The 23,149-nt window shown below is 71.3% G+C and carries 14 protein-coding genes and 1 pseudogene; 9 read left to right on the top strand and 6 right to left on the bottom strand.

Translation table 11 applies throughout. From position 1 onward, the window contains the following. The first annotated feature begins 14 nt into the window (after nucleotides 1-14). Nucleotides 15-3,848: a hypothetical protein gene (locus PV396_RS19030; protein ID WP_319205999.1), complete on the top strand. Its 3,834-nt coding sequence runs from the start codon at nucleotides 15-17 to the stop codon at nucleotides 3,846-3,848. Nucleotides 3,849-4,030: 182 nt separating this feature from the next. Beyond that, nucleotides 4,031-7,840: a hypothetical protein gene (locus tag PV396_RS19025; RefSeq protein ID WP_319205998.1), complete on the top strand. Its 3,810-nt coding sequence runs from the start codon at nucleotides 4,031-4,033 to the stop codon at nucleotides 7,838-7,840. Between the two features lie 64 nt (nucleotides 7,841-7,904). On the opposite strand, the gene PV396_RS19020 is transcribed toward PV396_RS19025, so the two are convergent. Continuing rightward, complete coding sequence (locus PV396_RS19020; RefSeq protein ID WP_319205996.1) at nucleotides 7,905-8,444, bottom strand: hypothetical protein; 540 nt, start codon at nucleotides 8,442-8,444, stop codon at nucleotides 7,905-7,907. Between the two features lie 185 nt (nucleotides 8,445-8,629). Here PV396_RS19020 and PV396_RS19015 point away from each other — a divergent pair, with 185 nt between their 5' ends. From PV396_RS19015 to PV396_RS19005, 4 genes and pseudogenes are all read left to right on the top strand, one after another. Further along, nucleotides 8,630-9,871, top strand: a complete 1,242-nt coding sequence (locus PV396_RS19015) for a helix-turn-helix domain-containing protein (protein ID WP_319205994.1) — start codon at nucleotides 8,630-8,632, stop codon at nucleotides 9,869-9,871. A gap of 29 nt (nucleotides 9,872-9,900) precedes the next feature. Next, a pseudogene (locus tag PV396_RS19010) lies at nucleotides 9,901-10,335 on the top strand (DUF5753 domain-containing protein); the annotation flags it as partial. Further along, nucleotides 10,295-10,426, top strand: a complete 132-nt coding sequence (locus PV396_RS45160) for a DUF397 domain-containing protein (protein WP_416071432.1) — start codon at nucleotides 10,295-10,297, stop codon at nucleotides 10,424-10,426. The pseudogene PV396_RS19010 and the gene PV396_RS45160, both read left to right, overlap by 41 nt. Before the next feature lie 112 nt (nucleotides 10,427-10,538). Next, a complete protein-coding gene (locus PV396_RS19005) occupies nucleotides 10,539-10,952 on the top strand; it encodes a CPCC family cysteine-rich protein (protein WP_319205992.1) in 414 nt (137 codons plus the stop codon). Here PV396_RS19005 and helR read toward each other — a convergent pair. The 3 genes from helR to PV396_RS18990 form a co-directional block, all read right to left on the bottom strand. Beyond that, nucleotides 10,949-13,147: an RNA polymerase recycling motor ATPase HelR gene (helR, locus tag PV396_RS19000; RefSeq protein ID WP_319205990.1), complete on the bottom strand. Its 2,199-nt coding sequence runs from the start codon at nucleotides 13,145-13,147 to the stop codon at nucleotides 10,949-10,951. The two genes, PV396_RS19005 and helR, sit on opposite strands and share 4 nt — an antisense overlap. Further along, a complete protein-coding gene (locus tag PV396_RS18995; protein ID WP_319205988.1) occupies nucleotides 13,144-14,469 on the bottom strand; it encodes a glycosyltransferase in 1,326 nt (441 codons plus the stop codon). The genes helR and PV396_RS18995 overlap by 4 nt, the downstream gene beginning before the upstream one ends. Nucleotides 14,470-14,646: 177 nt before the next feature. Next, nucleotides 14,647-14,886 (bottom strand): hypothetical protein, encoded by a 240-nt coding sequence (locus PV396_RS18990; RefSeq protein WP_319205986.1) that lies wholly within the window; start codon nucleotides 14,884-14,886, stop codon nucleotides 14,647-14,649. A gap of 202 nt (nucleotides 14,887-15,088) precedes the next feature. Here PV396_RS18990 and PV396_RS18985 point away from each other — a divergent pair, with 202 nt between their 5' ends. Both PV396_RS18985 and PV396_RS18980 read left to right on the top strand, forming a co-directional pair. Next, a complete protein-coding gene (locus PV396_RS18985; RefSeq protein ID WP_319205984.1) occupies nucleotides 15,089-16,612 on the top strand; it encodes an NCS1 family nucleobase:cation symporter-1 in 1,524 nt (507 codons plus the stop codon). Between the two features lie 117 nt (nucleotides 16,613-16,729). Continuing rightward, the gene (locus tag PV396_RS18980) at nucleotides 16,730-17,284 is read left to right on the top strand and encodes a Uma2 family endonuclease (protein ID WP_319205982.1); all 555 of its coding nucleotides are present in this window, start codon (nucleotides 16,730-16,732) and stop codon (nucleotides 17,282-17,284) included. 30 nt (nucleotides 17,285-17,314) lie between these two features. Here the strand turns inward: PV396_RS18980 and PV396_RS18975 are convergent, their stop codons facing one another. Beyond that, nucleotides 17,315-21,469, bottom strand: coding sequence for an NACHT domain-containing protein (locus PV396_RS18975; protein WP_319205980.1), 4,155 nt, complete (start codon nucleotides 21,467-21,469; stop codon nucleotides 17,315-17,317). Between the two features lie 303 nt (nucleotides 21,470-21,772). Continuing rightward, nucleotides 21,773-21,910 (bottom strand): hypothetical protein, encoded by a 138-nt coding sequence (locus PV396_RS18970; protein WP_319205978.1) that lies wholly within the window; start codon nucleotides 21,908-21,910, stop codon nucleotides 21,773-21,775. A 110-nt stretch (nucleotides 21,911-22,020) separates the two neighbouring features. Here PV396_RS18970 and PV396_RS18965 point away from each other — a divergent pair. Then, the coding region (locus PV396_RS18965) for a helix-turn-helix transcriptional regulator (protein WP_319206360.1) at nucleotides 22,021-23,149 on the top strand (1,129 nt) is incomplete at its 3' end.

Below are 23,149 nucleotides of genomic sequence, written 5' to 3'. Positions count from 1 at the left end.
GGGAGGGGGAGTTGATGGGGCGTCCCGAGAGACCCGTGGACCCGCAGGCCGGTCCGGTGCAGCGGTTCGCCCATGAGCTGCGGGAGTTGCGGCGGACGGCGGGCGGGCCCTCGTACCGGCGGATGGCGGAGACGGGCGGGTTCTCGGCCGCGACGCTGTCCGAGGCGGCGCGGGGGGAGCGGCTGCCGTCGCTCGCGGTGGTCCAGGGGTATGTACGGGCGTGCGGGGGCGACCCGGGTGAGTGGGAGCCGCGCTGGAAGGACGCCGAGACGGAGGCCGCGTCCGCCGCGCGCGAGGAGGACGGGGAGACCTCGGCGCCCTACCGGGGGCTGGCCCCTTTCGGTTCGGACGACCGGGAGTTGTTCTTCGGGCGGGACGAACTGGTCGGCGAGCTGCTGCGGTTGGTACGGGAGCACAGGTTCGCGGTGGTGTTCGGGGCATCGGGGAGCGGCAAGTCGTCCCTGCTGCGGGCGGGGCTGATACCCCGGCTTCAGCAGGGGCCCGGCCCCACGGCTGTGCGTGTGTTCACGCCGGGGGAGCGGCCGGCCGAGGCGTACGGGCAGCTGCTGGTTCCGGCTGAGGGGGAGGAGGGAAGGGGGGAGCGGTGGGTGGTGGTCGACCAGTTCGAGGAACTCTTCACCCTCTGCCACGACCGCGTCGAGCGGACCCGGTTCCTGAGCCTCCTCCTTGCCGCCCGGAACCCGGTCAACAAATTGCACGTACTCGTGTCAGTACGGGCCGATTTCTACGCCCACTGCGCCGAGCAGCCGGAACTCGCGGACGCGCTCGCCGGGGCCGGGCTGCTGGTCGGGGCGATGACGGCGGACGAGCTGCGGGAGGCGGTGACCCGGCCGGCGGCGGCCGTCGGGCTCCTGGTCGAACGGGAACTGACCGCGCGGATCGTCGAGGAGGTCCTGGACCGGCCGGGCGCGCTGCCGATGCTGTCGCATGTGCTGCTGGAGACCTGGCGCCGCCGCCGGGGTCGACTGCTGACCCTGGCCGCGTACGAGGCGGCGGGTGGGGTGCGCGGGGCGATCGCGGCGAGCGCGGAGGAGGTGTACGGGCAACTGACGCCCGCGCAGGCGCGCAGCGCGCGCCGGTTGCTGCTGAGGATGGTCGAGCCGGGGCAGGGCGGCGCCGACACCCGGCGTCCGCTGACCCGGGCGGAACTGGCCGAGTCGACGACCGACGACCACGTGCCCGTGGTGGTGGAACGCCTGGCCCGCGCCCGGCTCCTCACCGTCGACGAGGACGGCGTCCAGCTCGCCCACGAGGCGCTGATCACCTGTTGGCCGAGGCTGCGGGACTGGATCGAGGGGGACCGGGAGTGGCTGCGCCACCATCGGCGGCTGGCCGAGGAGACCCGGCTCTGGCTGGAGCACGACCGCGACCCGGGTGCGCTGGTGCGGGGCAGCAGGCTGGCCCGGGCGGAGGAACTGTTCGCCGGTGAGCCGGCTGGGGAAGGGGGCCGGCTCACCCTGCCGGAGCGGGAGTTCCTCGAGGCCGCGCTAGCGGCCCGCGCGGCGGAGTTCCGGGCCGCCGCCGATGTCACCCGGCGCTCCCGTGTGCAGGTGGTCGCACTGTCCGCCGTACTGGCGCTGGCTCTGATCAGCGGGCTGGCTTCCTGGCACCTGGGCGTCGACAACGCGCGTCGGCGCACGGATGCCGCCGCGCGCCGGGTCGCGGACATCGCCGACGCGATGCGGACGACCGATCCGCGTACGGCGATGCTGCTGGGCGTCGCCGCCTGGCGGATCTCCCCGCTGCCCGAGGCCCGCCGGGCCCTGCTCGGCTCCCTCGCCCAGCCGGAACACGCCGTCTTCACCGACCCCGCCCCGGGCAACGGCCCCACCCGCTTCCTCACCGACTCCGGCCGCACACTCCTCAGCATCGACACCCGAACATGGCGAACCTGGGACGTGACGGGCGTAAGCCCGGTCGCTCCCGGCACCCGCCCCGACACCACGGCGAACCCCGGGGACGGGGAAGGTACCCGGAAGGGTGGGGGCGGTGTTCGGCTTGTTGCCTCTGGGCCGCTTCCTGTTGGGCGGGTGGTCGGGGCCGGGCCCGATGGTCGGGTTCTTGTGGTTGTCGCGGGAGACGGTGTCCGGCTCTGGGACACGGTCGGTGGTCGTTGGACCGGGGGGCCGGGGCCCCTTCCTCCTGGATCCGTCGTCCGCGTCGTGGCGGGCGGGTATCTCGTGAGCGGGCCCGGCGACGACCTGGTGCGGTTGCGGTCGCTCACCGATGGCCGGGTGTTGTTCGAGGTTCGCGTGGCGGGTGGGACGGTGGCTCCGGCGGTGAGTGCGGACGGGCGGCTGGTCGCCGTCTGTTCTGCGGGGCGGTCTCCGCAGGTCTGGGATGTCGCCCGGCGGTCCATTCGTGCCGGGGCCTGGAGCGGGGGCCGCGGTCTGTGTGACACGGTGGAACGGACCGCCTTCGTTTTCGGCGGCGGCGACGACGGCGACCGGCTCGCCGCGCTCTCTGCCGCGTCCGGCGTGACCGTGTGGGACACCGCGTCCGGGCGCGAGGTCGCCCGCGTCGGTGAACGGGGCGCGCAGCAGGCCGCGTTCACCCCGGACGGCGGGTTCCTCGCCACGGCCGACGGGACGGAGATCCGGGTGTGGCGCCTGTCCGACCCGGCGGCCCCCGTGTTCCGGCATCCCCTCAACAACCAGCATCTGTACGGCCTTTACTGGGATCCCGTCCGCCCCACCGCCCTGCGCTACCTCGAGGGCGACGCCGTCCACTGTCTGGAACTGGGACCGGCGGTCACCCCCGCCTGGCGTCCGCACCCGATGGCAGTCGTACGGATGAGCCCCGACGCCCGTACCTTCGCCACCGCCGAACTCCTCGCCGACGGCTATCGGTTCGCGCTGCGCGCCACCTCCGACGGGCGCCTCCTGCGTACCCTTCCCGCCCCGCCCGTGCCCGTTCCGGCGGGCGACACGATCGCCCTCCTCGCGTTCAGCCCCGACGGAAAGGCGCTCTCGTACGGGGTCTCCGCGCCCGGCGGCAAGGCGTCCCCGCAGCGCCTCACCGTCTGGGACCTGCGCCGGGACCGGGTCCGGGCGACCCTGGAACTCGCGACGCCCGAGTCCGCCGCCCCGGTGGTCGCCCTGGCGTTGGGACCAGGGGGCGCCCAGCTGTACACGGCCCGGGTGCCGTCGGACCAGGGTGAGGTGAGCGACGAGGTGTGGGACACCGGGACCGGACGCCGGGTGGGTGTCCTCGCCGGTATGGCCAGCACCCATCTCGCCGTCCACCCCGGCGGAGGCCTCCTCGTCGGCGACAACCGCACCGCGGACCTCCGCGCCGGGAAGGCCTCGGGCCCGGTCACCGGCAAGGGGCTCGTCCAGGGTGAGCAGATCGGTGCCCTCGCCTTCGCCGCCGACGGTTCGCACCTCGCGGCCGGTGACCTGACCGGCCGAGTCGCCCTGTGGGACGGGGAGTTGAAGGACCGTACGAGCGTCCTGCGCAACGTCTTCCCCGCTCCCCTGGGCGAGGAACCCGAAGCGGTCAGTGCTCTGGCCGTCAGTCCCGACGGCGCCACCCTGGCCGTCGGGGGCGGCTCCGGCACGCTCCAGCTCTGGGACCTCGCCACCCAGCAGCGTCTGGGCGGCCCGCTGACCACACCCGGCGAGGCGATCGACACGCTCGTCTTCAGCGCCGACAGCGGCACCCTGTACGCGGGCAGCGCCCATGTTCCCCTCCAGCGGTACGCGGTGCACCCGCAGCAGGTGGCCGCCCAGGTGTGCGCCCGGGCCGGCGCGGGGGCGGACCTCACGCGGGAGCAGTGGCGGACGTACGTGCCGGAGGTTTCGTACCGGAAGGTGTGCGCGGGCTGAACGGGCGGGTCCGTGCAGGTGAACGGGCCGGGTGCGGCCTGTCGGTTGCCTCCCGGCGCTGTCATTAACGCCACATCCGGGACGGTTTACGCCCCCCGCGCCGCAAACGTAAATTGGCGCGCCTGAACATCGTTTTCACCCGTTGTGTCCGCGCACGACGGGACAAAGGATGGTGATGGTCCGTGGGGCGTCCCGAAAGACCGCTGGACCCCGGCGCCGGCCCCGTGCAGCGACTCGCCCATGATCTGCGCGAGCTGCGCCGGGCCGCGGGCGGGCCGTCGTACCGGGCGATGACCGGGACGGCCGGCTGTTCGGTGAGCTCGCTGTCCGAGGCGGCGGCCGGGCGGAAACTGCCCTCGCTGGCCGTCTTCCAGGGCTATGTACGGGCGTGCGGCGGCGACCTCGGCGAGTGGGACCCCCGGTGGAAGGACGCCGACGCGGAGACCACCGGGACCGTCCGCGAGGAAATCGCCGACGCCCCGCCGCCGTACCGGGGTCTCGCCCGCTTCGAGCCCGACGACCACGCGCTGTTCTTCGGCCGGGACCGGCTCGTGGACGAGGTACGGGAACTGGTGTGCACCCGCCGGTTCGCCGTGCTGTTCGGCGCCTCGGGCAGCGGCAAGTCGTCGCTGCTGCGGGCCGGACTGATCCCCCACCTGCGCGACGAGATCGCCCGCGGCGGCTGCCCCGCCGTGCTGCGAATCCTCACCCCGGGGGCCAGACCGGTGCAGACGTACGGGCAGCTGCTGGCCCCGCGGGAGGGGGAGCCGGAGAGCTGGGTGGTGGTCGACCAGTTCGAGGAGGTCTTCACCCTGTGCCGGGATCCCCAGGAGCGCTCCCGCTTCCTCGACCTGCTGCTCGCCGCCCGCGACCCGGACAGCAGGCTGCGGGTGCTCATCGCCGTACGCGCCGACTTCTACGCCCGCTGCACCGAGCACCGCGAACTGGCCCACGCCCTGCGCGGCGCCGGTCTGCCCGTCGGCCCGATGAACGCGGACGAGCTGCGCGAGGCGGTCGTCGGACCGGCCCAGGCCGCGGGACTGCTCGTCGAACGGGAACTGACCGCGCGGATCGTCGACGAGGTCCTCGACCAGCCCGGCGCGCTGCCCATGCTGTCGCACGCCCTCCTGGAGACCTGGCGCCGCCGCCGCAGCCGCCTGCTGACCCTGGCCGCCTACGAGTCGGTCGGCGGTGTCCTCGGCGCCATCGCCGCGACCGCCGAGGACGTGTACGGGGAGCTCTCCGAAACGCAGGCCGGCACCGCCCGCCAGCTGCTGCTGCGCCTGATCGAGCCAGGTCAGGGCAACGTCGACACCCGGCGCCCGCTGCTGCGCGCCGAACTCGACGAGTGGGACCGCGACGACGTACCCGTGGTGGTGGACCGGCTGGCCCGCGCCCGCCTCCTCACCGCCGACGAGGACGGCGTCCAGCTCGCCCACGAGGCGCTGATCACCTGCTGGCCGAGACTGCGCGGCTGGATCGAGGAGGACCGTGAGCGTCTGCGCCACCACCGGCGCCTGACCGACGCCACCCGTGTCTGGCTCGACGACCGCGACCCCGGCGCCCTCTACCGGGGCAGCCGGCTGGCCCGCGCCGAGGAACTGTTCGCGGACGAGTGCAGCGGACTGACGGTCCCGGAGCGGGCGTTTCTGACCGCCGCCCTGGAAGCCCGGGAGGCGGAACGCCGGGCCGCGACCCGCAGCGCCCGCCGCTCCCGCACCCTCGTCGGCGCGCTGTCCGCCGTACTGGCGGTGGCGCTCGTCGTCGGCCTCGCCGCCTGGACACAGCACACGGACAACGAGGAGCGGCGCACCGACGACGCGGCCCGCCGGGTCGCCGAGGTCGCCGACGGCCTCCGTACGACCGACCCGCGCACCGCGATGCTGCTGGGCGTCGCCGCCTGGCGCGTCTCCCCGCTGCCCGAGGCCCGCCGCGCCCTGCTCGCCTCCCTCACCCAGTCCGAACGGGGCACCTTCACCGACCCCTCGACCGCCGAATCCACTGAGCGGTTCCTTCTCGACTCCGGCCGTACGCTGCTCAGTTCGGACGGCCGCGACTGGCGGACCTGGGACGTGGCGACGGGCCGGCGCATCGCCTCCGGCCGGTTGCCCGAGAACGACGATCTCGTCTCCGCCGGGCCGGGCGGCCGGATGCTCGCCCTCTCCGGTGCGCACGGAGTCCGGCTGTGGGACACGGTCACCGGGCGCTGGATGGGTGGCCTCGACCGGGAGCCGGGATTCGTGGCGAACGTGAGCGTCAGCCCCGACGGCACCACCTTCCTCCTCGGCGACGCCGACAACCGGGTGCAGGTGCGGTCGGTGGCCGACGGCCGCCTCCTCTTCACGACGCGCGGCTCCGCCGACATGACCGATGTGGCCACGGGCCCGGGCGGCCGACTGGTGGCCGTGTGCGCCGCCGGAGAGGCTCCGCGACTGTGGGACGTCCGTGTCGGACGTGAGGTGCACGGATCATGGGAGCGCTCCCTGAATCTGTGCGACGAGGACTCGGCGGTGGTGTTCGGAGGAGGCAAGGGCAAGGGCACGGGCGGTGGCCGGTTCGCCGTCATCTCCGCCACCGGGCGGCGGGTCGGGGGCACCGGGACCACGGGCAGCAGCGGGAACACAGGCGTCCGTGTCTGGGACGCGGACACCGGGCGCCAGGTCGCGGACATCCGCTCGCTGGGCGTGGACTCCGTCGCGTTCAGCCCGGACGGCACGATGCTGGCGACGGCCGACGACAGCGAGATCCGGATCTGGCGCCTGGACGACCTGACGAACCCGGTGTTCCGGCACCCCCTGAACAACCAGACCATCTCCGTCTCGGGCGGCCTCGCCTGGGCCCCGGGCCCGCACCCGGCCCTGCGGTATCTGGAGGGCGCCACCGTCCACACCCTCGACATCGGCCCCGTAGCCACCTCCGCCTGGCGCCCGCACACCGTGGAGAACGTCCTGCTCAGCCCGGACGGCCACACCCTCGCCACCGTCGAACGCACCACCGGCACCCACTACCGCTTCCGCCTCCGCGACACCCGCGACGGCCACACCCTGGGCACCCTGCCGTCCCCGCCCGCACCCGTCTCCGACGACCCCTCCTCACCGCTGCGGGAGCTCGACACGTTCTCCGTGGCTTCGTTCAGCCCGGACGGCACGACGTTCGCGTACGGGGTCGCCGCGCCCACCGTGCAGAAGACACCGCAGCGCTACACGGTCTGGGACATCGCACGCCACCGCGCCCGGGCCGTCCTCCACCTGCGCAACTCCGACCAGGTCGGAGCGGTCAGCGGACTGGCCCTGGGCCCGGCGGGTCACCACCTCCACGTCGCACGCCTCATCGGCGTCGGCAGAACGGACGAGGAGATCTGGGACGTCGCCCGGCACCGCAGAACCGGCGTGCTCGGGGAACTGGAGAGCACGGTTCTGGCCGTCCGCCCCGACGGCCGCCTCCTGGTCGGCGACAACCGTGCCGGCCACCTCCCCTCCGGCCGCGTCACGACGACCCCCCTCGTCCAGGGAGCCGAGATCGGCGCCCTGGCCTTCTCCCCCGACGGCTCCCTGCTGGCCGTGGGCGACTGGGCCGGCCGAGTCGCCCTGTGGGACGGCGACCTGCGCCGCGACACGGGCGTGATGCGCAGCGTCTTCCCCACCCCCCTCGCCGGGCGACCCGAAAGCGTCGGCGCCCTGGCCGTCAGCCCCGACCTCCGCACCCTGGCCGTCGCCGGGACCGAGGGCGCCCTCCAGCTGTGGGACATCCCGACCCGCCAGCCCCTCGGCGGCCCCCTCACCACCCCCGGCGACCCGATCAGGACGCTCGCCTTCGGGCCCGACAGCACGACGCTGTACGCGGGAAGCGCCCACGTCCCGCTCCAGCGGTACTCGATCGACCCGGCGGGAGCGGTTAAAGCGGTGTGCGGACGGGCGGGGGGTGCGCTCAGCAGGGACCAGTGGCGGACGTACATCCCGGACACTGGGTTCAGGAGGGTGTGCGGGAACTAGGACCCGTCCACGTCACTGGTGAGGACGACGAGTTGCTGTGTCGCCCGGGCCGTCGCGCCTGCTGTCAGCGGGCGCTCGTGGTCTCGATGGCGGAGATGTGGTTGTACCGCTCCAGCAGCACGAAAAGCTTGATCTTCTGCGTCGTTTCCCCGCTGCCGAAGGTCAGGGTGACGGCGACCTCATGGCTGTGCCCCATGCTGCCGTTGTCGGTCACCGTCCACCGCGCCGGGACGTTCTGGGCACGCAGGACGCCGTCCACCCCGTTCTTCTTCTCCCAGGCCGCCAGGCGCTCGGCGAAGTCGGGCGTCAGGTAGTGCTTGCGGAGCGCCGTGGCCAGAGCGGCGTCCGGGTCCGTGTAATCGCCCTTCGCGTCGATGTACGCGCCGTAGAAGTCGGCGACCCGGGTCACCGCTTTGCCGGGGGTGCCGCTGACCGACTGCGGTGCGGCGGTGGCCGCCTTCGCGGGGGCAGGGACGGACGCCTGTGCCGACACCTGTGTCGACACACCGAGTCCGACAGCCAGGACGAGGCCGGCCGCGACGGCCGCGCGGCGGCCCCGGCGCCGATGACGGGGTGCGGGGGACTTCTTGTTCATGTTGTTCATGTGCGTGTTCCTTTTCGCGGTCATGGAGTTCGGCCCTGTGGCCGTGGTCGGTGCGACACCCAGAGCATCAGCGGTCACCGGAGCCCGGCACAACGACCGCCGACGGTGGAACCATCCCGGCCCCTTTGACGTGCAGGGACATGAGTGCCTGGGATACGGGAACGCGGGCGGACGGCGGAGGAACGGTGTCGATTCGGGACGAGGTCGAGGAGGTCGAGGAGTTCGCGGCGCTCCTGCGCGTGCTGAAGGACCGCACGGACCGGAGCTACGGCTCCCTGGCCCGCCGCGTCCACATGAACACCTCCACGCTGCACCGGTACTGCGCGGGCGAGGCGGTGCCGCAGGACTTCGCGCCCGTGGAGCGGCTCGCGGCTTTCTGCGAGGCGACCCCGGAGGAGCGGCTCGAACTGCACCGGCTGTGGTTGTCGGCGGTGGCGGCTCGGCAGCGGGTGAGTTCGGCCGGGTCGGCCCGGGCGGCGATTCCGGCGCAGGCGCAGGCGCCGGCGCCGGACGCGGACGGGGCACTGGTCGAGGAGAGCAACCCCGCGGAGCAGCCCGGGGGCGATCCAGACCCGGACGAGCCCGCACCCTCTCCCGCTCCCCGCCCCTGGTTCCGCCGCCGACGGGTCCTGGCGCCCACCGCCGTCGCCTGCGCGCTGCTCGCCACTCTGGGCAGTGTGTCCGCCCTGTCGGGCGACCGCTCCTCCGAGGCGGACACCTCCGCCCCCGCCGTACCCCACCGTTCGGCGAATTCGTCGGCCACCGTCGCCCCCTCCCCCGCCCGGAACTCCACGGCGCCCAGCCCCCTCGCCTGGAGCACCGACTCCGTCGTCTGGGACAAGGGCTGCGACCACGACTACGTCATCGACAAGTCGCCCGCACGAGTGCCTCCGCCGCCGGTGGAGCAGGACGCCGGGGCGTGGGCGGCGACGCAGGGTGCGGTGCGGGGACGGCAGACGAGGGTGCAGATCTCGGTGCAGGGGCGGTCGTCCACGGCCGTGGTCCTGACGGCACTCCACGTCCGCGTCGTCGCCCGCGGCACCCCGGCCGTCGGGAGCGCGTACGCGATGGACCAGGGCTGCGGCAGCGACCTCAGGCCCCGCCGCTTCACCGTGAACCTGGATGCCGACCGCCCCACCGCCCGCCCGAAGGACGGCGCCGACAGCGAACACACCATCCCGGCCGTGCACTTCCCGTACCGCGTCTCCGCCGAGGACCCGGAGGTGCTGCTGGTCGACGCGACGACACAGGCGTACGACGCCCGCTGGTACCTCGAACTCGACTGGTCCTCACAGGGCCGCACCGGCACGATCCGCATCGACGACCACGGCCGCCCGTTCCAGACGACCAGCATCAAGGGAATGCCGCACTACTGGTACGGCACGAACAACGCGGGCGAGCGGGCCTGGGTGCCCTACGACAGCTAGCTGCATCTTCTGCACGGGTTCGCTGATCGGTCAGGTCGAGACCGCGAAGAAGGTCCCTGTTCTTGGAACCGCCGTTGGTGTGGGTGGTGCTGAGCGAGGCGGTGCTGTGCCAGGCAGTCGGCGGCCAGGGGGTCATGCGAGAACGACTTGCCCACCTGTTGGACTTCTCGGCGAGCGGGTGGACGCAGATCCAGGTGCTGCCCTTCGGCGCAGGCCAACACCCCGGAATGATGGGCGCGTTCAACCTGCTGCGGTTCGACAGCGATCCGGACCTCGTCTACACGGAAGACTTCGTCCAGGGCCATATGACTGCCGATCCGAGCAAGTTCAGGGGAGGCTCCCTCCGTTACGATCAGCTGAAGGCTGCCGCCCTCTCGGTTGGCGACTCGGCGGCGCTGATCGCGCGCGTAATGGAGGAACGGTATGGGCATCGGCCAGGACCTGTCGGACGCGCGGTGGCGTAAGTCCAGCTACAGCGGCGACACAGGCGGACAGGGCGTCGAATGCGCCTCACGCTCACGCCGGAGACCTTCGCCGCGTTCGTGCTGGGCGTGAGCACGTGCGACTGGGCGGGCGCCTCCTCTCCCTTTGGCGACGGCGGCACCTGCGCGCAGAGTGGGCCGAACTGAAGAGGCTGGAGGAAGCTGAGGCGCGAGGGGAGTCACTGGTGATCCCGAGGGAGTCCGTCGCAGCGCCTCCCGGGGGCTGGTTCCCGTGCCCCTGCTGCGGACATCAGACGTTCGGCGAGCAGGGGGGCTACGAGATCTGCGACGTCTGCTTCTGGGAGGACGATCCGGCCCAATTGCGGTGGCCGTGGAGCGACTTCGGCGCCAACGCGGTGTGCCTGGTGGACGCCCAGCGCAACTATCAGCGTTTCGGGGCGATGGAAGAGCGCTTCCTCAAGGACGTACGACCTCCGGCGCGTGATGAGCCGCTGGATCCCGGATGGCGTCCGATCGATCCGTCGCGAGACTCCTTCGAGGTGCCGGCGGAAAGTCGCGGCGAATGGCAGGACGACGCGACTCTTCTGTACTGGTGGCGTCCAACGTACTGGCGGGCGGACGAGCGTCCCGCGAACTAACTGGTGAGGATGACGAGTTGCTGCGTCGCGCGAGTCATCGCGACGTAGCGATCCACCGCCCCCTCAACCCCCTCACCGAACCGTTCCGGGTCGACGACGACCACGAGGTCGAATTCGAGCCCCTTGGACAGTTCCGGGGTGAGTGACCGTACCCGGGACGTCGGACGGAACCCGGGACGGCCGATGACGCAGGCGATACCGTCCGCGTGCGAGGCGAGCCACGTGTCGAGGACGTCGTCCAGGTCGGACACCGAACCGTGGCCGACAGGAACCCCGTTGCTGCGGATGGACGTCGGGACGTTGGCGTCGGGCAGGGCGGCCCGGATGACCGGCGCGGCCTCCGCCATGATCTCTTCAGGCGTCCGGTAGTTGAGGGTGAGGGATGCCATGGTGACGCGGTCAAGACCGACCCTCGCCAGCCGTTCCTCCCAGGACTCCGTGAACCCGTGCCGGGCCTGGGCGCGGTCCCCGACAACGGTGAAGCTCCGGGACGGGCACCGCAGAAGCAGCATCTGCCACTCCGCGTCGGTCAGTTCCTGGGCCTCGTCCACGACGATGTGCGCGAACGGACCGGCGAGCAGGTCGGGGTCGGCGGTGAGCAGTTCCGACTCGTCGACGAGGCTGACCTTGGCGTCCTGGCCGCGCAACATCCGCACCAGACCGACCCCTTCGTCACCGTCGGCGCCGGATGCGGACGCGGCGTCGATGAGGTTGTCGACGACCTGATCCATCCGCTCGCGCTGGGCGGCGAGGACGGTGTCGTGCCGACGCTTGCGCCGGGCCGCCTCGGGGTCGCCGAGGCGCTGACGGGCCGCGTCGAGGTACGGCAGGTCGGACACCGTCCAGGCGGGTGCGTCCGCGCGCTGCAGTGTCCGTACGTCCTCACGGCTGAGCCAGGGCGCGCACATCCGCAGATAGGCGGGGACGGACCACAGGTCTCCGACCACGTCGGTCGCTTCGAGGAGCGGCCAGGCACGGTCGAACGCGGCGAGCAACTCACCATCCCGGGCAAGGGACTTGCGGAGTTGGGCGGGCGAGACACCGAGGTCGTTGTCGGGGTCGGCCTCCTCGTGCTTCTCGGCGAGAATGGTGATGATCTCCTCCCAGACCTGGTCGCGGGCCTCGTTGTGCGGCACACCGGGGGCGGACTCGAAGGCGACGGCCCAGTCACCGGCGGTCAGCCGGATGTCGGACCAGGGGGTGGAGACCGTCATACCCCGGGTGGGCGGCTCCTCGTAGAACGCGACGGCCTTCTCGATCGCCCGCACCAGCTCCGCCGACGACTTCAGCCGGGCCACGTCCGGGTCGGCCTCGACGCCCGCCGAGGCACCCTCGTCGACGAGGTCGCGCAGGGTGCAGGTCTGCACGCCCTCCTCGCCGAGGCTGGGGAGGACATCGGCGACGTACGCGAGGTAGGGCCGGTGCGGACCGACGAACAGCACGCCGCCGCCACGGCGATGATGACCGAGGCGGGGGTCGGCGTAGAGGAGGTAGGCGGAGCGGTGCAGGGCGACGACGGTCTTGCCCGTGCCCGGGCCGCCGTCGACGACGAGCGCGCCGCGCGATCCGGCGCGGATGATGGCGTCCTGGTCGGCCTGGATGGTGCCGAGGACGTCCCGCATGCGCGGCGAACGGTTGGTGCCCAGGCCGGCGATGAAGGCGGACTGGTCGTCGAGGGCCGCGGCGTGCCCGTCGAACCCGTCCGAGGCGAACACCTCGTCCCAGTAGTCGCTGATCAGGCCGTCGGTCCAGCGGTAGCGGCGGCGGCTCGCCAGGCCCATCGGGTTGCCGTGGGTGGCCCCGAAGAACGGCTCGGCGGCGGGGGAACGCCAGTCGAGCAGCAGCCTGCGGCCCGTGCTGTCGGTGAGGCCGAGGCGTCCGACGTACACGGGCTGCTCGGGATCGTCGGCACTGACCATGTGGCCGAGACACAGGTCGAGGCCGAAGCGGCGAAGCGCGCGCAGGCGACCGGCCAGCCGGTGGATCTCGGTGTCTCGGTCCATCGCCTCGCGGCCGGTACCGCCGGGGGCCCTGCGCTCGGCGTCGAGACGGTCGGACAGCTCGCCGATCGACTGTTCCAGGCACTCCCCGATGGCGGCGAAGTGCCGCTCGTCGCGGGCGATCAGCTTCGGGTCGGCCTTGGCGGCGAGACGGTCGGGAAGGGCGAACGCGCTGGTGGTGGTCCGGATGTTCACGGCATCAGCTCCGAGCGGGGGTGGGGGGAGAGGGCAGGCCTGTTGCCTGCGTTTTTTCGGGCGACCGTGTCGAGCAGCAGCCTCGCGGCGACCGTCGCACCGTCGGTGCGGATCGTGGCGGCGACGGCGGCGGCTCGTTCGCGGGTCCCGGGGGACAGGGCGATGTCGAGCGCGGCGGACAGTGAGTCGAAGGTCGGCGTCGGGCCGTCGTGCGCCGCGCCGATGCCCAACTCGGCCACCCGGGCGGCCCAGTAGGGCTGGTCGACGATCTGCGGCACGATCACCTGCGGCGCGCCGGCCCGGGCGACGGTCGTCGTCGTGCCCGCGCCGCCGTGATGCACGACAGCGGCCACGCGCGGGAACAGCGACTGATGGTTGACGTCGCCGACGGCGAGGCAGTCGTCCTGGTCGTCGATCAGGGCGAGGTCGGCCCACCCGCGCCCGACGAGGACGCGCCGGCCCTGCGCGCGCACCGCCTCGACGGCAACCCGGGCGACGTCCGCCGACTCCCGCATGGGCATGCTGCCGAAGCCCACGTACACCGGCGATTCACCGGCGTCCAGGAACGCCAATACCTCGGCGGGCAGCGGCCGTTCGTCGGGCAGGATCCACGCGCCGGTCTGTACGACGGCCAGGCCCGCCCCCGCCCCCGCGTCCGAGGCGTACGGCGGCTCCTTCGGCTTGGTCGGCCCCGTCGGCCAAGGCCCCAGGACCGGATCGGCCGCCAGCAGCGGCCGGTCGGTGAAGACATGGCGGAGGGTGTCGTCCACGACCGCCTGGCCGATCGACGTCCGGTGGGCGTTGATGCCCGGCCCGTACAGGAGGTCGAAGCTCTCGCGGGTCAGGTTCCACAGGACCCGGTTGTCGGTCTCGTCCGGCGGGAACGGACGGCCGGGGAGGGCGTGCGGCCGGTGGTGGGGCGAGGGCAGCATGGTCGGGAAGTAGGCCACGTACCGGAACGGGACGCCCAGCTGCTCGGCCACCGACCGGGCCGCGGCCACCGCCGGGACGAGCCCGGTCGCCACCACCGCGTCGCACCCCTCGGCAGCCGCCAGGACCGCCTCGTACTGCGCGGCGGTCAGCGCGGCGGCCCGCTGGGGCAGGGCCTCCGGTGTCATCGGGGCCGCCCCGGTCACCACCGCGCGCACCGGCTCGGCGGCCGGCACGAACTCCACGCCGACCCCGGCCAGCAGCTTCGCGAACTCCTCGTCCGACGGCGCGCACACCCGCACCCGCGCACCGAGCTCCCGCAACGCAACCGCGAGAGCGGCCATCGGCTGGACATCCCCGCGCGACCCGTAGGTCGACAACAGAACACGCACTCAGAGACTCCCCGTTTCCGCAGATTTCCGGCCTCAGGCCGGAGATTCTGCGGCACGACGGGGGCCTTGCCGCAAGCCCCCCGGTGCGCTATACATTGAATATGGCAAGGAGTTGCGACACTCCCTGCCTTTTGTTTTTGCCGCGCGAACTTCCGCCGCCCGCTCGAACGCCGAGGCTCAGCCCTGCGCTCGCCGGTGCCTCCTTCTTTCCCTGACCCAGAAGACGCCCACGGCGAGCGCGGTGATGACCGCCGTGCGGGCCGCCAGTTCCACCAGGGCGCCGATCAGGTTGTCGACGGAGTGGTGGAAGACCACGGTGGCCAGGAAGTGAGTGAGGCCGACGACGTAGAGCGTGAGGACGACGTGGGTCAGCGAAATCCCGCGCTTGCCCCTGGCCTCGCCGGTCTCTTCGGTCATGCCGGTCACCTCCGGGGGGCAGATTCGCACATCCGTCTTTTGGGCCATACATGGGGGCGATCGGTACGGCCTCGTTTCGTTCAGTGGAAGAAAACTTCCATTGACGAGGCAGTTACGTGTCCGGCATTTGGCGGAAACATCCGGGCCGTTCCCTTTACGCCATCCGGCGCCATCGTGGCGACCCGCACAGGAAGAGAACGCGATGACGGAAGCGGACAGAGGCACGGAAGTGGACAGAGGCCCGGAGGCCACAGGCACCGAGGGCTACTCCCCCCGCCTCTACAACGAGGACCTCGCCCCGGCCACCGAGCGCCGATGGGGCGCGTTCAGCATCTTCAACGTGTGGACCTCGGACGTACACAGTCTGTACGGCTACTTCCTCGCCGCCAGCCTGTTCCTGGTCGCCGGCAACACCTTCAAGTTCCTGATCGGCATCGGCGTCGGATCGCTGATCATCTACTACCTGATGACGCTGATCGGCAAGGCGGGCGTGCGGACGGGCGTCCCCTACCCCGTCCTGGCCCGCGCCTCGTTCGGCACCTTCGGCGCCAACGTCCCCGCACTCGTACGGGCCGTGGTCGCCACCTTCTGGTACGGCGCCCAGACCAGCGCGGCGGCCGGCGCGATCGTGGCCTTCCTGATCCGCTACGACGGCCCGAAGCACCTGCACGAGACGACCCGCCTCTTCGACCACAGCGGGCTCGAGGTCATCTGCTACCTCGCCGTCTGGGTGGCCCAACTGCTCATCATCAGCAAGGGCATGGAGACGGTCCGCCGCTTCCAGGACTTCGCCGGCCCGGCGGTCTGGCTGATGATGCTGGTGCTGGCGGTGGCCCTGTCGGTGAAGGCGGGCACGCTCTCCTTCTCCGTGGACATGCCGGCCAAGGACCTGGCCGCGCTGGCGAAGAACGCGACCGGCCTGGACGTGACACCCGGCTCGTTCGCCGCGATAGCGGCCATCGCCGCGACCTGGGTGACGTACTTCGCCGCGCTCTTCCTGAACTTCGGTGACTTCGCCCGCTTCACGCCCGACGAGAAGACCCTCAAGAAGGGCAACGTCTGGGGCCTGCCGGTCAACCTGATCCTGTTCTCGCTGGTCGCGGCAATGACAACGGCCTCCGCCAGCAAGGTGTACGGCGAGGTCATCCTCGAACCGGCGGCGATCTCGGCGAAGTTCGACAGCGCGTTCCTCGTCCTGCTGGCCGCCCTGACGTTCGCCGTCGCGACCCTCGGCATCAACGTCGTCGCCAACTTCGTCAGCCCGGCCTTCGACTTCGCCAACGTGGCCCCGAAGCACATCACGTTCAAGCGGGGTGGACTGATCGCCGCCGTCATCGCGCTGCTCCTCTACCCCCTGCACCCCTGGGACAACGCCCCGAGCTTCGTCAACGCCATCGGCTCGACGATGGGCCCGATCTTCGGCGTGGTCGTCGTCGACTACTACCTCCTGCGCAAGGCTCAGCTGAACGTCCCCGACCTGTACAGGGAGGACGGCGAGTTCCGCTTCCAGGGCGGCTGGAACATCCGCGCCTTCGCGGCGGCGGCGGTCGGCGCGGTCTTCTCCAGCATCCTGCCGACCTACGGCCCGACGGGGTACGGGGCGACGCTGGGCCCGTACTCGTGGTTCATCGGGGTCCTGGTCGCGGGCGCGATCTACTTCGGGGTGAGCGGCGGGAAGAGCCCGCTGACGGGACGGACGGGGGCCCCGGAGACGTCTGCGGCCTGACAGGGGACGGGCGGCTGCGGAAACGTAACAGCACACTCGTTCGAGTGAATGGCTCAGGGTTCCGTATCCGGGCCGCCCGTCTACTCTGATTCTGTCGCGCTGAGCGAAGGAGGTCGTATGCGTGAGTACCTGGGTGGCGCGAACGTCGAGCAGGCCTTCGAGGTGTTCAGTGCGGCTGCCCCTGAGGGCTGGCGCGTGGAGCTGGTCGAAGGGGAGATCTACGTGGTGCCACCGGCGAATGGGGAGCACGAGGAAATCGTGTCGGAGCTCAGCGGGCAGGTCCGGGACCATGACAAGGGGTTGGGTCGCTACACAGGCATCGGCCTGAACGTTCCCGGAGCCTCCGAGACCGGGCACGTTGTCCCCGACCTGGTCGTCGCCCCCAAGGGCAGCTTCGACGACGAGGAGGAGTGGCACGACTCGGCCCCCGTGCTCATGGTCGCCGAGGTCACCTCCTCCTCGACCGCCGCGCGTGACCGTGACAAGAAGATCCGCGGCTACGCCCGGGCCGGTATCCCCGTCTATCTGCTGATCGACCGGGAGGAGGGCGAGGTGCTGGTGCACTCCGAGCCGTCGGGCGACGACTACGCCACGAGCCTCAAGCACAAACTGGGCCTGACCGTGCCCCTGCCCGCACCCCTGGGGTTCGAGCTGGACACGGCGGAGTTCTGAGCGTGGACACGTCCCTGCCGCCCAAGCAGGTCACGTCGGCGGCATGTTCAGGATCTCCGTGCGAAAGCGGGCCACCGCCGCCCAGGAGGCCCCCGGCTCGGTGGCGAGCTTGGTCCGGGCGGTGGTGAGAAGGTCCACAGGCTCCGGACCCGCGAAGCGTACTCGATCGACTCGCTGCGATGTCTCGGCGTCGGAACCCTCGGTGAAAGTGCGCAGGAGGGTGGCGCCCAGCAAGAGGAACGCGCGTACCTGCGTCACCGCGTGAGCCGTCTCGTACTCGTCCTGGTCGACGTGCGGGACATCGATGAGGGCGGCCTCCCAGCCACCGACGGTGGCCGGGGCCTGGGAGGCCTTGGCGATCCAGTGGGCGGCGGCCGGGCCCCGGGTGCCGGTGAGGGTGGTCGCGTACCGGGTCTGGGCGGAGAGCACCGCGCGGGCGTCGTCCTCGATCAGCGTGGACATCAGGCGCCGCATGTCGGTCGTGTGGTGCAGGGCGCGGTGGGTGGCGAGGCTCGTCACCGAGCGCAGCAGCTCGCGGGGGAGCCCGCCGGACAGCACCTGGCACAGCCACAGATATGGCTCCGGCAGCCAGACACCTCGTAGTTCGAGGAGCTGCCGCGCATGGTCGAGTCCGAGGGGCCCTACGGCGACGACGTGGTCGAAGGCGCTGTCGAAAGTGGTGCGTACGTCGAGGGTGTGCCGTCCGAAAGCGGTGAGCGCGTCCTCGGAGACGGCGACGAGGAAGTGGCAGCCCGGGACTCCGAAGACGGCCTTGAGGTCGTTGAGGAAGCGCTCGGCCTCCTGCGCGCTGCCGAGTTTGTCGAGTTCGTCGATGCCGATGACGACACGCCCGCCGAGATCGTGCTGCTCCACGGCCACCTGGTGGAGCAACGTGCGGAAACGGGCGACCAGTTCGGGGTGGGTGAGGATCTGCCGCGTGTGCTGGACCTGGGACCCGTCGGCCAACTGGAGGCCGGCAGGCAGCGCGAGTTGGGCGGTGTGAGTGCGCATCACCGTCAACTGGTAGTGGAGGGTGCGCAGTTGGTCGGAGGCCAGGGCGACAGTCCTGGTACGGCTGGAATGGATTCCGGCGCGCCGACCCGCTCGCACGGGGAGCAGCAGCTCCCACACGACACCCGCCACGAGGAGCAGGACGCCTCCGGCGATCAGGAGGTTGTGCGTGTGCTCCGTGATCGTGCGCGCGGCGTTGGTGAGCTCTGACCTGAGCAGCGTAAGAATGAGGAGTACGACGCCCGCAAGGGTGGTGAGGACAGCGCCCGCGTGCAGGGCCAATGACTTGCGGCGCCCCAGGTCCGGGCCCGGGTGCCCGTCGTCGGCAGGACTGTCCCCGGTGACCTTGCGGCACACCTCGGCGAACAGATGGATCAGGAATTCACGGGGATCGTAGGAGGTCGGGGCGGGTACCAGGACGAGCAGGTCGTCGGCCTTGGACATGGGACCGGGGGTGCAGAACCGCTGCATCAGGCTGGACTTGCCCGCCCCGCGCTGCCCGCTGACACCGATGCTGCCGGTCTTCAGCACCCCGAGGTGAAGAGCGACCTCGTCGGCAGCCACCGTACCGACGAACTGGTCCGAGCTGCGGCTTCCGGTGAGCCGGGAGCTGTCGATGGCGGGCAGAGCGGGGGTGGCAGGCGCGGCCCCAGCGTTCTCGCTCACGCGCAGCCGGTCCCGGATCAACGGCATCACGCCGTCCCTGGCCAGCGCGGTCACCCAGTCCTGGCGGGTCTGGAGGGCGGCGTCGCGGAGCCGGACGTGGGCGGCGGGGACGTCGGGCCAGGCGTTCGGGTTGTCACCGAGAGCGGCTTGGGCCCGGACCACGTAGAGGCGGGCGTGGAGCCAGGCCCAGAGAGAGACCGTGGCGAGGGCGGCCGAGATCACGGCCACGGTCTTCATGTGATGCGGAAGGAGCAGCGGGTCAAGGAAGAAGAAGGCGGTGACCCAGACGAGAGGGACCTTGAGCAAGGTCTCGTCTCTGACCCTCACCGGCCTTGCCCGGGCGATCGCCGATGCGCGGGCGAGGTGCAGCACGCTGAAGGAGAACGCACCGCCCAGCATGGTCCACAGCAGCAGGAAGGTCAGGTTCCGGTCGATCAGCAGCAGGGCTGCCTCGTACGCTATGACCCCCGCGACCACGGCCAGGGCCGAGTAGAACCGGGCCAGGCGTTGCGTGGCCCATCCCGGCACGGGCACCGCACGGACCAGTCGCTCCCGGGCGCTGTGGTAGCGCAGGTACGGATCGAGTCCCGAGTCTGCCACGACCCGCAGTTCCCCGATGAGTACGCCGTCGGTCAGCTCCATGATCCGTTCCGACTCGTTGGCGTACGCCTCCGGGGCACCGTCCGACATGTACGCGAGGTAGGACACGGACTCCGGGCGGCTCAGTACCTCGTCGCGTATCTCGCTCTGTATCCGCATTGCGGCTCGGACGTGGGAGAGACGGCTGGTCCCCCGGGCGACGAGGGCCTGACGGACCAGGTCGTGGCGGAAGGCGTAGCAGCCGGTGCCGTATCCGTCCGCGGGGACCAGCAGCCCTTGCTGCTGGGCCTCCGCCAGGAACCGGGCCAGTCGAAAAGGCAGCCGACCCTTCACAGCGAGGGAGAGGTGGGTCAGACGGTAGCGCCCCCACGCGCTGTCGATCATGAGGGTGCCAAAGAGACCCGAGACCACTGCTACCCAGGTGGGCCGCGGCAGTTCGACCCCGATTCCGATGATGTCCAGACCGGGATGGCGCAAGGGAAGAAGGACCAGGACGGTACCGGCTGTCGCCCTGGCGAGCGAGGCCCACAGATCGTTGCGCAGCTGTCCGGCCCGGGGCCCGTGGCGAGGTTCGGCGGCCTGGTTGGTGACCGAGACAACGAGCGCGGCCAGGGCGCAGCCGGTCAGCGTGGCGATGTTCGGGCCGGGCACAGAGATGAGGGAGTTGTTGGGCCGCAGGAGGACGGATGGAATCATGAAGAGCGAGAGAACACTCAAGTAGGCGCAGAACATCAGGGTGCGTGTCCAACCGGTGACGTTGGCATGCGCCGACCGCGAAATCGTCCTGATCCTGCGGTGCCCGAATCGCCTGGGCAGCGGCTCGTCCTCCACATGCGAGGCGCTGACGTAGGCGCCCACAGCCGTGAACAGCAGGAGTACCTGTACTCCCAGCGATTTGTCGTCCGTCATGACGAGAAGCGCCGGAAGCCCCAGCAGTACGGCGCACAGAATCCGTCGTACACGCGCCGATCCGTATCGGTCCGCCATCCGCCACCAAAGCAGCAGCCCGTCGGCCTCGCGCCCCATCGCGTCGGTGAGCAGCTCAAGGCGCTGCCTTCCGGATGTGCCCCAGCCCTCGATGCTCGACGTCGGGTCGGCGGTGCTGAGGATTCGCTGCCGGATCGACGTGACGTCGTGCAGTCGGGCCTGGTCGGTCAGTTCCGCCGGATCCCGGTGGCTGTTGCCCGCGTACCCGTTCACCGCGAGGGACAGGAGCCACGGCGAGGAGAGCGCCTCGGCCAGCGGCCCGTGCGGTTCCTCTTCGACAGCCTGGGCAACGGGGAGCCAGCGCTCCTCGTCCGCGTGGCGCAGGTGGTCGGTGACGGTGGCCGTCGGCAGCGGTCCCAGCGACGCCGTCAGATGCAGGGGGCTCCTCAGCGGACCGTCCCCGTCCAGTTCGAGGAAGGCCGAGGTGCGGCAGGTCAGGACATATCCGTCGAACCCGGTGAGCCAGTGCAGCAAGAAGGGTATGGCGGTGCCTCCTTGAGAGGCTGGAAGCTCGTCCAACCCGTCGATCACCGGTAGGACGCGCCGATGCCGGATCAGCCCACGAACGTCTGCCTGGCGGAGTCCGTACCGGTCCGCGAGGCATGCGGTGAACCAGTCATCCAACCTCTCCGACGCGGGATTCCAGGAGGAGAGGGTGGCCATCACGGGTACGGGTCCTGTGCCCGGTGGCTGCGATCCCGACCGCCAGAGCAGGTCGATCACGAGTCTGCGTGCGGTGGTGGTCTTGCCCGACCCCGGATCTCCGAGCAGGACGAGGCGTTTGCGGCGCAGTTCGTCCAACCGGCCCGCGAGTTCCACAAGCGTCTGGTCGGATGCCCGGCCGCCTCCCGATGACGGCACCGCGAGTGGAGGGCTCAGGGCTTCTCCCAGACGGCGTAGTTGCTCGGACTCCACAGCCATGACCCGGCTCCGGAGCAATTCGGCTGACGAGTGGAGAAGGCCGGGGTTGAGCGATCGCGCGTCCCGGTGGAGCCGGATGCTCCTGGTCAGCAGAGCAAGGCCGGCGAGTCCGGCGATCAGCGAGAGCACGGCACCGCCTGTCCCCGCCCCCATGGACCAGGCTGCTGCGGCTGAGGCCGTGACAGCGGCTCCGGCCGCCACCCGAGCGAGCGTCCAGCCCCAGCGTGAATCCCCCGGATTGCGCACACGCGCATTTTCCCGGACAGGCCACCGCGCCGCACTGGAAACGCGCAGTGTCGACGGCTACTCGGTGTACTCCACGGTCACCCGGACTCCTCCAGGCCCCGGCTCGGCCGCCCGGGCCGGGCCCGCGTTCGCGGCGAGGATGAGTGTGGCGGCGGCGATGATCGCCGCGCAGATCGCCCTGGCGTGTGAGAACACGGCAACCTCGCAACCTCGCGATGACAGCGACGTATTAAGCACGCTTAACCCGTGGCTTAACGTAGAGCTTGGCGGACCGCAACGGCAAGTACGCGCAGGGGAGTTGGGCGATGGTGGAGCGCGACGACCCGGAAGTCATCGGGCGCAGGGTACAGCGGCTGCGTATGGAACAGGGGCTGACACAGCGGCAGTTGGCGGAGCCCGCCTACACTCCCGCGTACGTCTCCACCGTGGAGGCGGGACGCGTACGGGCCTCCGACGAGGCGCTGCGGCACATCGCCGAGCAACTCGGGGTGGAGTACGACGAGTTGGTGACCGGTCGGCCGGCCCATCTGGCGACGGACGTCCGACTGCGCCTCACCGACGCCCAACGCACCCTCGCCACCGGCGAGACCGAGGCGGCGGCCAAGCAGTACGCGGAGCTGCGGGCGGAGTCCGCGCGGCTCGGGCTGGTCGCGGAGGAGGCGACCGCGCTGCTCGGGCTCGGGGAGTGCGGGGTGGAGACCGGGGATCTCACGGCCGCCCAGGAGTACTTCGAACTCGCCGAACGGCGTCTCGCCGACGAGCCGCTGACCGGCCGCGTTCCGGCCCTGCGCGGCCGGGCCGTCACGCACTACCTGGCCGGTGAACTCCGTTACTCCGTCTACCTTTTCGAGTCCACGATCGACGAGCTGAACCGCGGCGGGCTGCACGATCCCGACGCTCTCGTCCTCCTCTACGCCAGCTCCATCGGCCCCTACATGGACATGGGCGCCCACGCCCGCGCGGCCCAGGCGGCCGAACTCGCCCTCGCCCTCGCGCCGCAGGTGCGCGATCCGGCACTGGTCGCCCGGATGCACCGCCAGGTGGCCCGGACGATGCTCGCCGAGGGCCGGTACACCGAGGCCGACGCCTCGCTGGCGAAGGCCGCCGAGCTCTACCGGCAGCTCCAGATCCGTACCGAGCTGGCCAACTGCCACTGGATGCGCGGGTACCTCCACGCCCAGCAGAACGAACTTGCCCTCGCCGAAGCCGAGTTGCGGGAGGCGCAGACCATGCTGTCCGCCAAGCGCGCCGCCCTCTACAGCAGCCAGGTCACCGTCGAGCTGGCCGACGTACTGCACCGGCGCGGCAAGTCGGAGGAGGCTGCGGCGCTGCTGCACGACGTGCTCGGCGACCTGTCCTCGGAACGCGGTGCCGTGCACTCGGCCGCCGCACACCGGCTGCTCGGCATCATCGCCGAGGACGCCCGCGACACGA

Origin of the sequence: Streptomyces sp. ME02-8801-2C (assembly GCF_033793965.1) — a bacterium.
In the GTDB taxonomy this organism is placed as follows: Bacteria; Actinomycetota; Actinomycetes; order Streptomycetales; family Streptomycetaceae; genus Streptomyces.
Note: the sequence above shows the minus strand (reverse complement) of the source record. Positions and strands in the feature narration are given on the sequence as shown.

Coding starts and splice junctions, on each gene's coding strand:
- PV396_RS18985 (WP_319205984.1), top strand. CDS start 15,089: ATGACGGAAGCGGACAGAGGCACGGAAGTGGACAGAGGCCCGGAGGCC.
- PV396_RS18975 (WP_319205980.1), bottom strand. CDS start 21,469: ATGGCTGTGGAGTCCGAGCAACTACGCCGTCTGGGAGAAGCCCTGAGC.
- PV396_RS19020 (WP_319205996.1), bottom strand. CDS start 8,444: ATGAACAACATGAACAAGAAGTCCCCCGCACCCCGTCATCGGCGCCGG.
- PV396_RS19030 (WP_319205999.1), top strand. CDS start 15: ATGGGGCGTCCCGAGAGACCCGTGGACCCGCAGGCCGGTCCGGTGCAG.
- PV396_RS18990 (WP_319205986.1), bottom strand. CDS start 14,886: ATGACCGAAGAGACCGGCGAGGCCAGGGGCAAGCGCGGGATTTCGCTG.
- PV396_RS18980 (WP_319205982.1), top strand. CDS start 16,730: ATGCGTGAGTACCTGGGTGGCGCGAACGTCGAGCAGGCCTTCGAGGTG.
- PV396_RS45160 (WP_416071432.1), top strand. CDS start 10,295: ATGGGCATCGGCCAGGACCTGTCGGACGCGCGGTGGCGTAAGTCCAGC.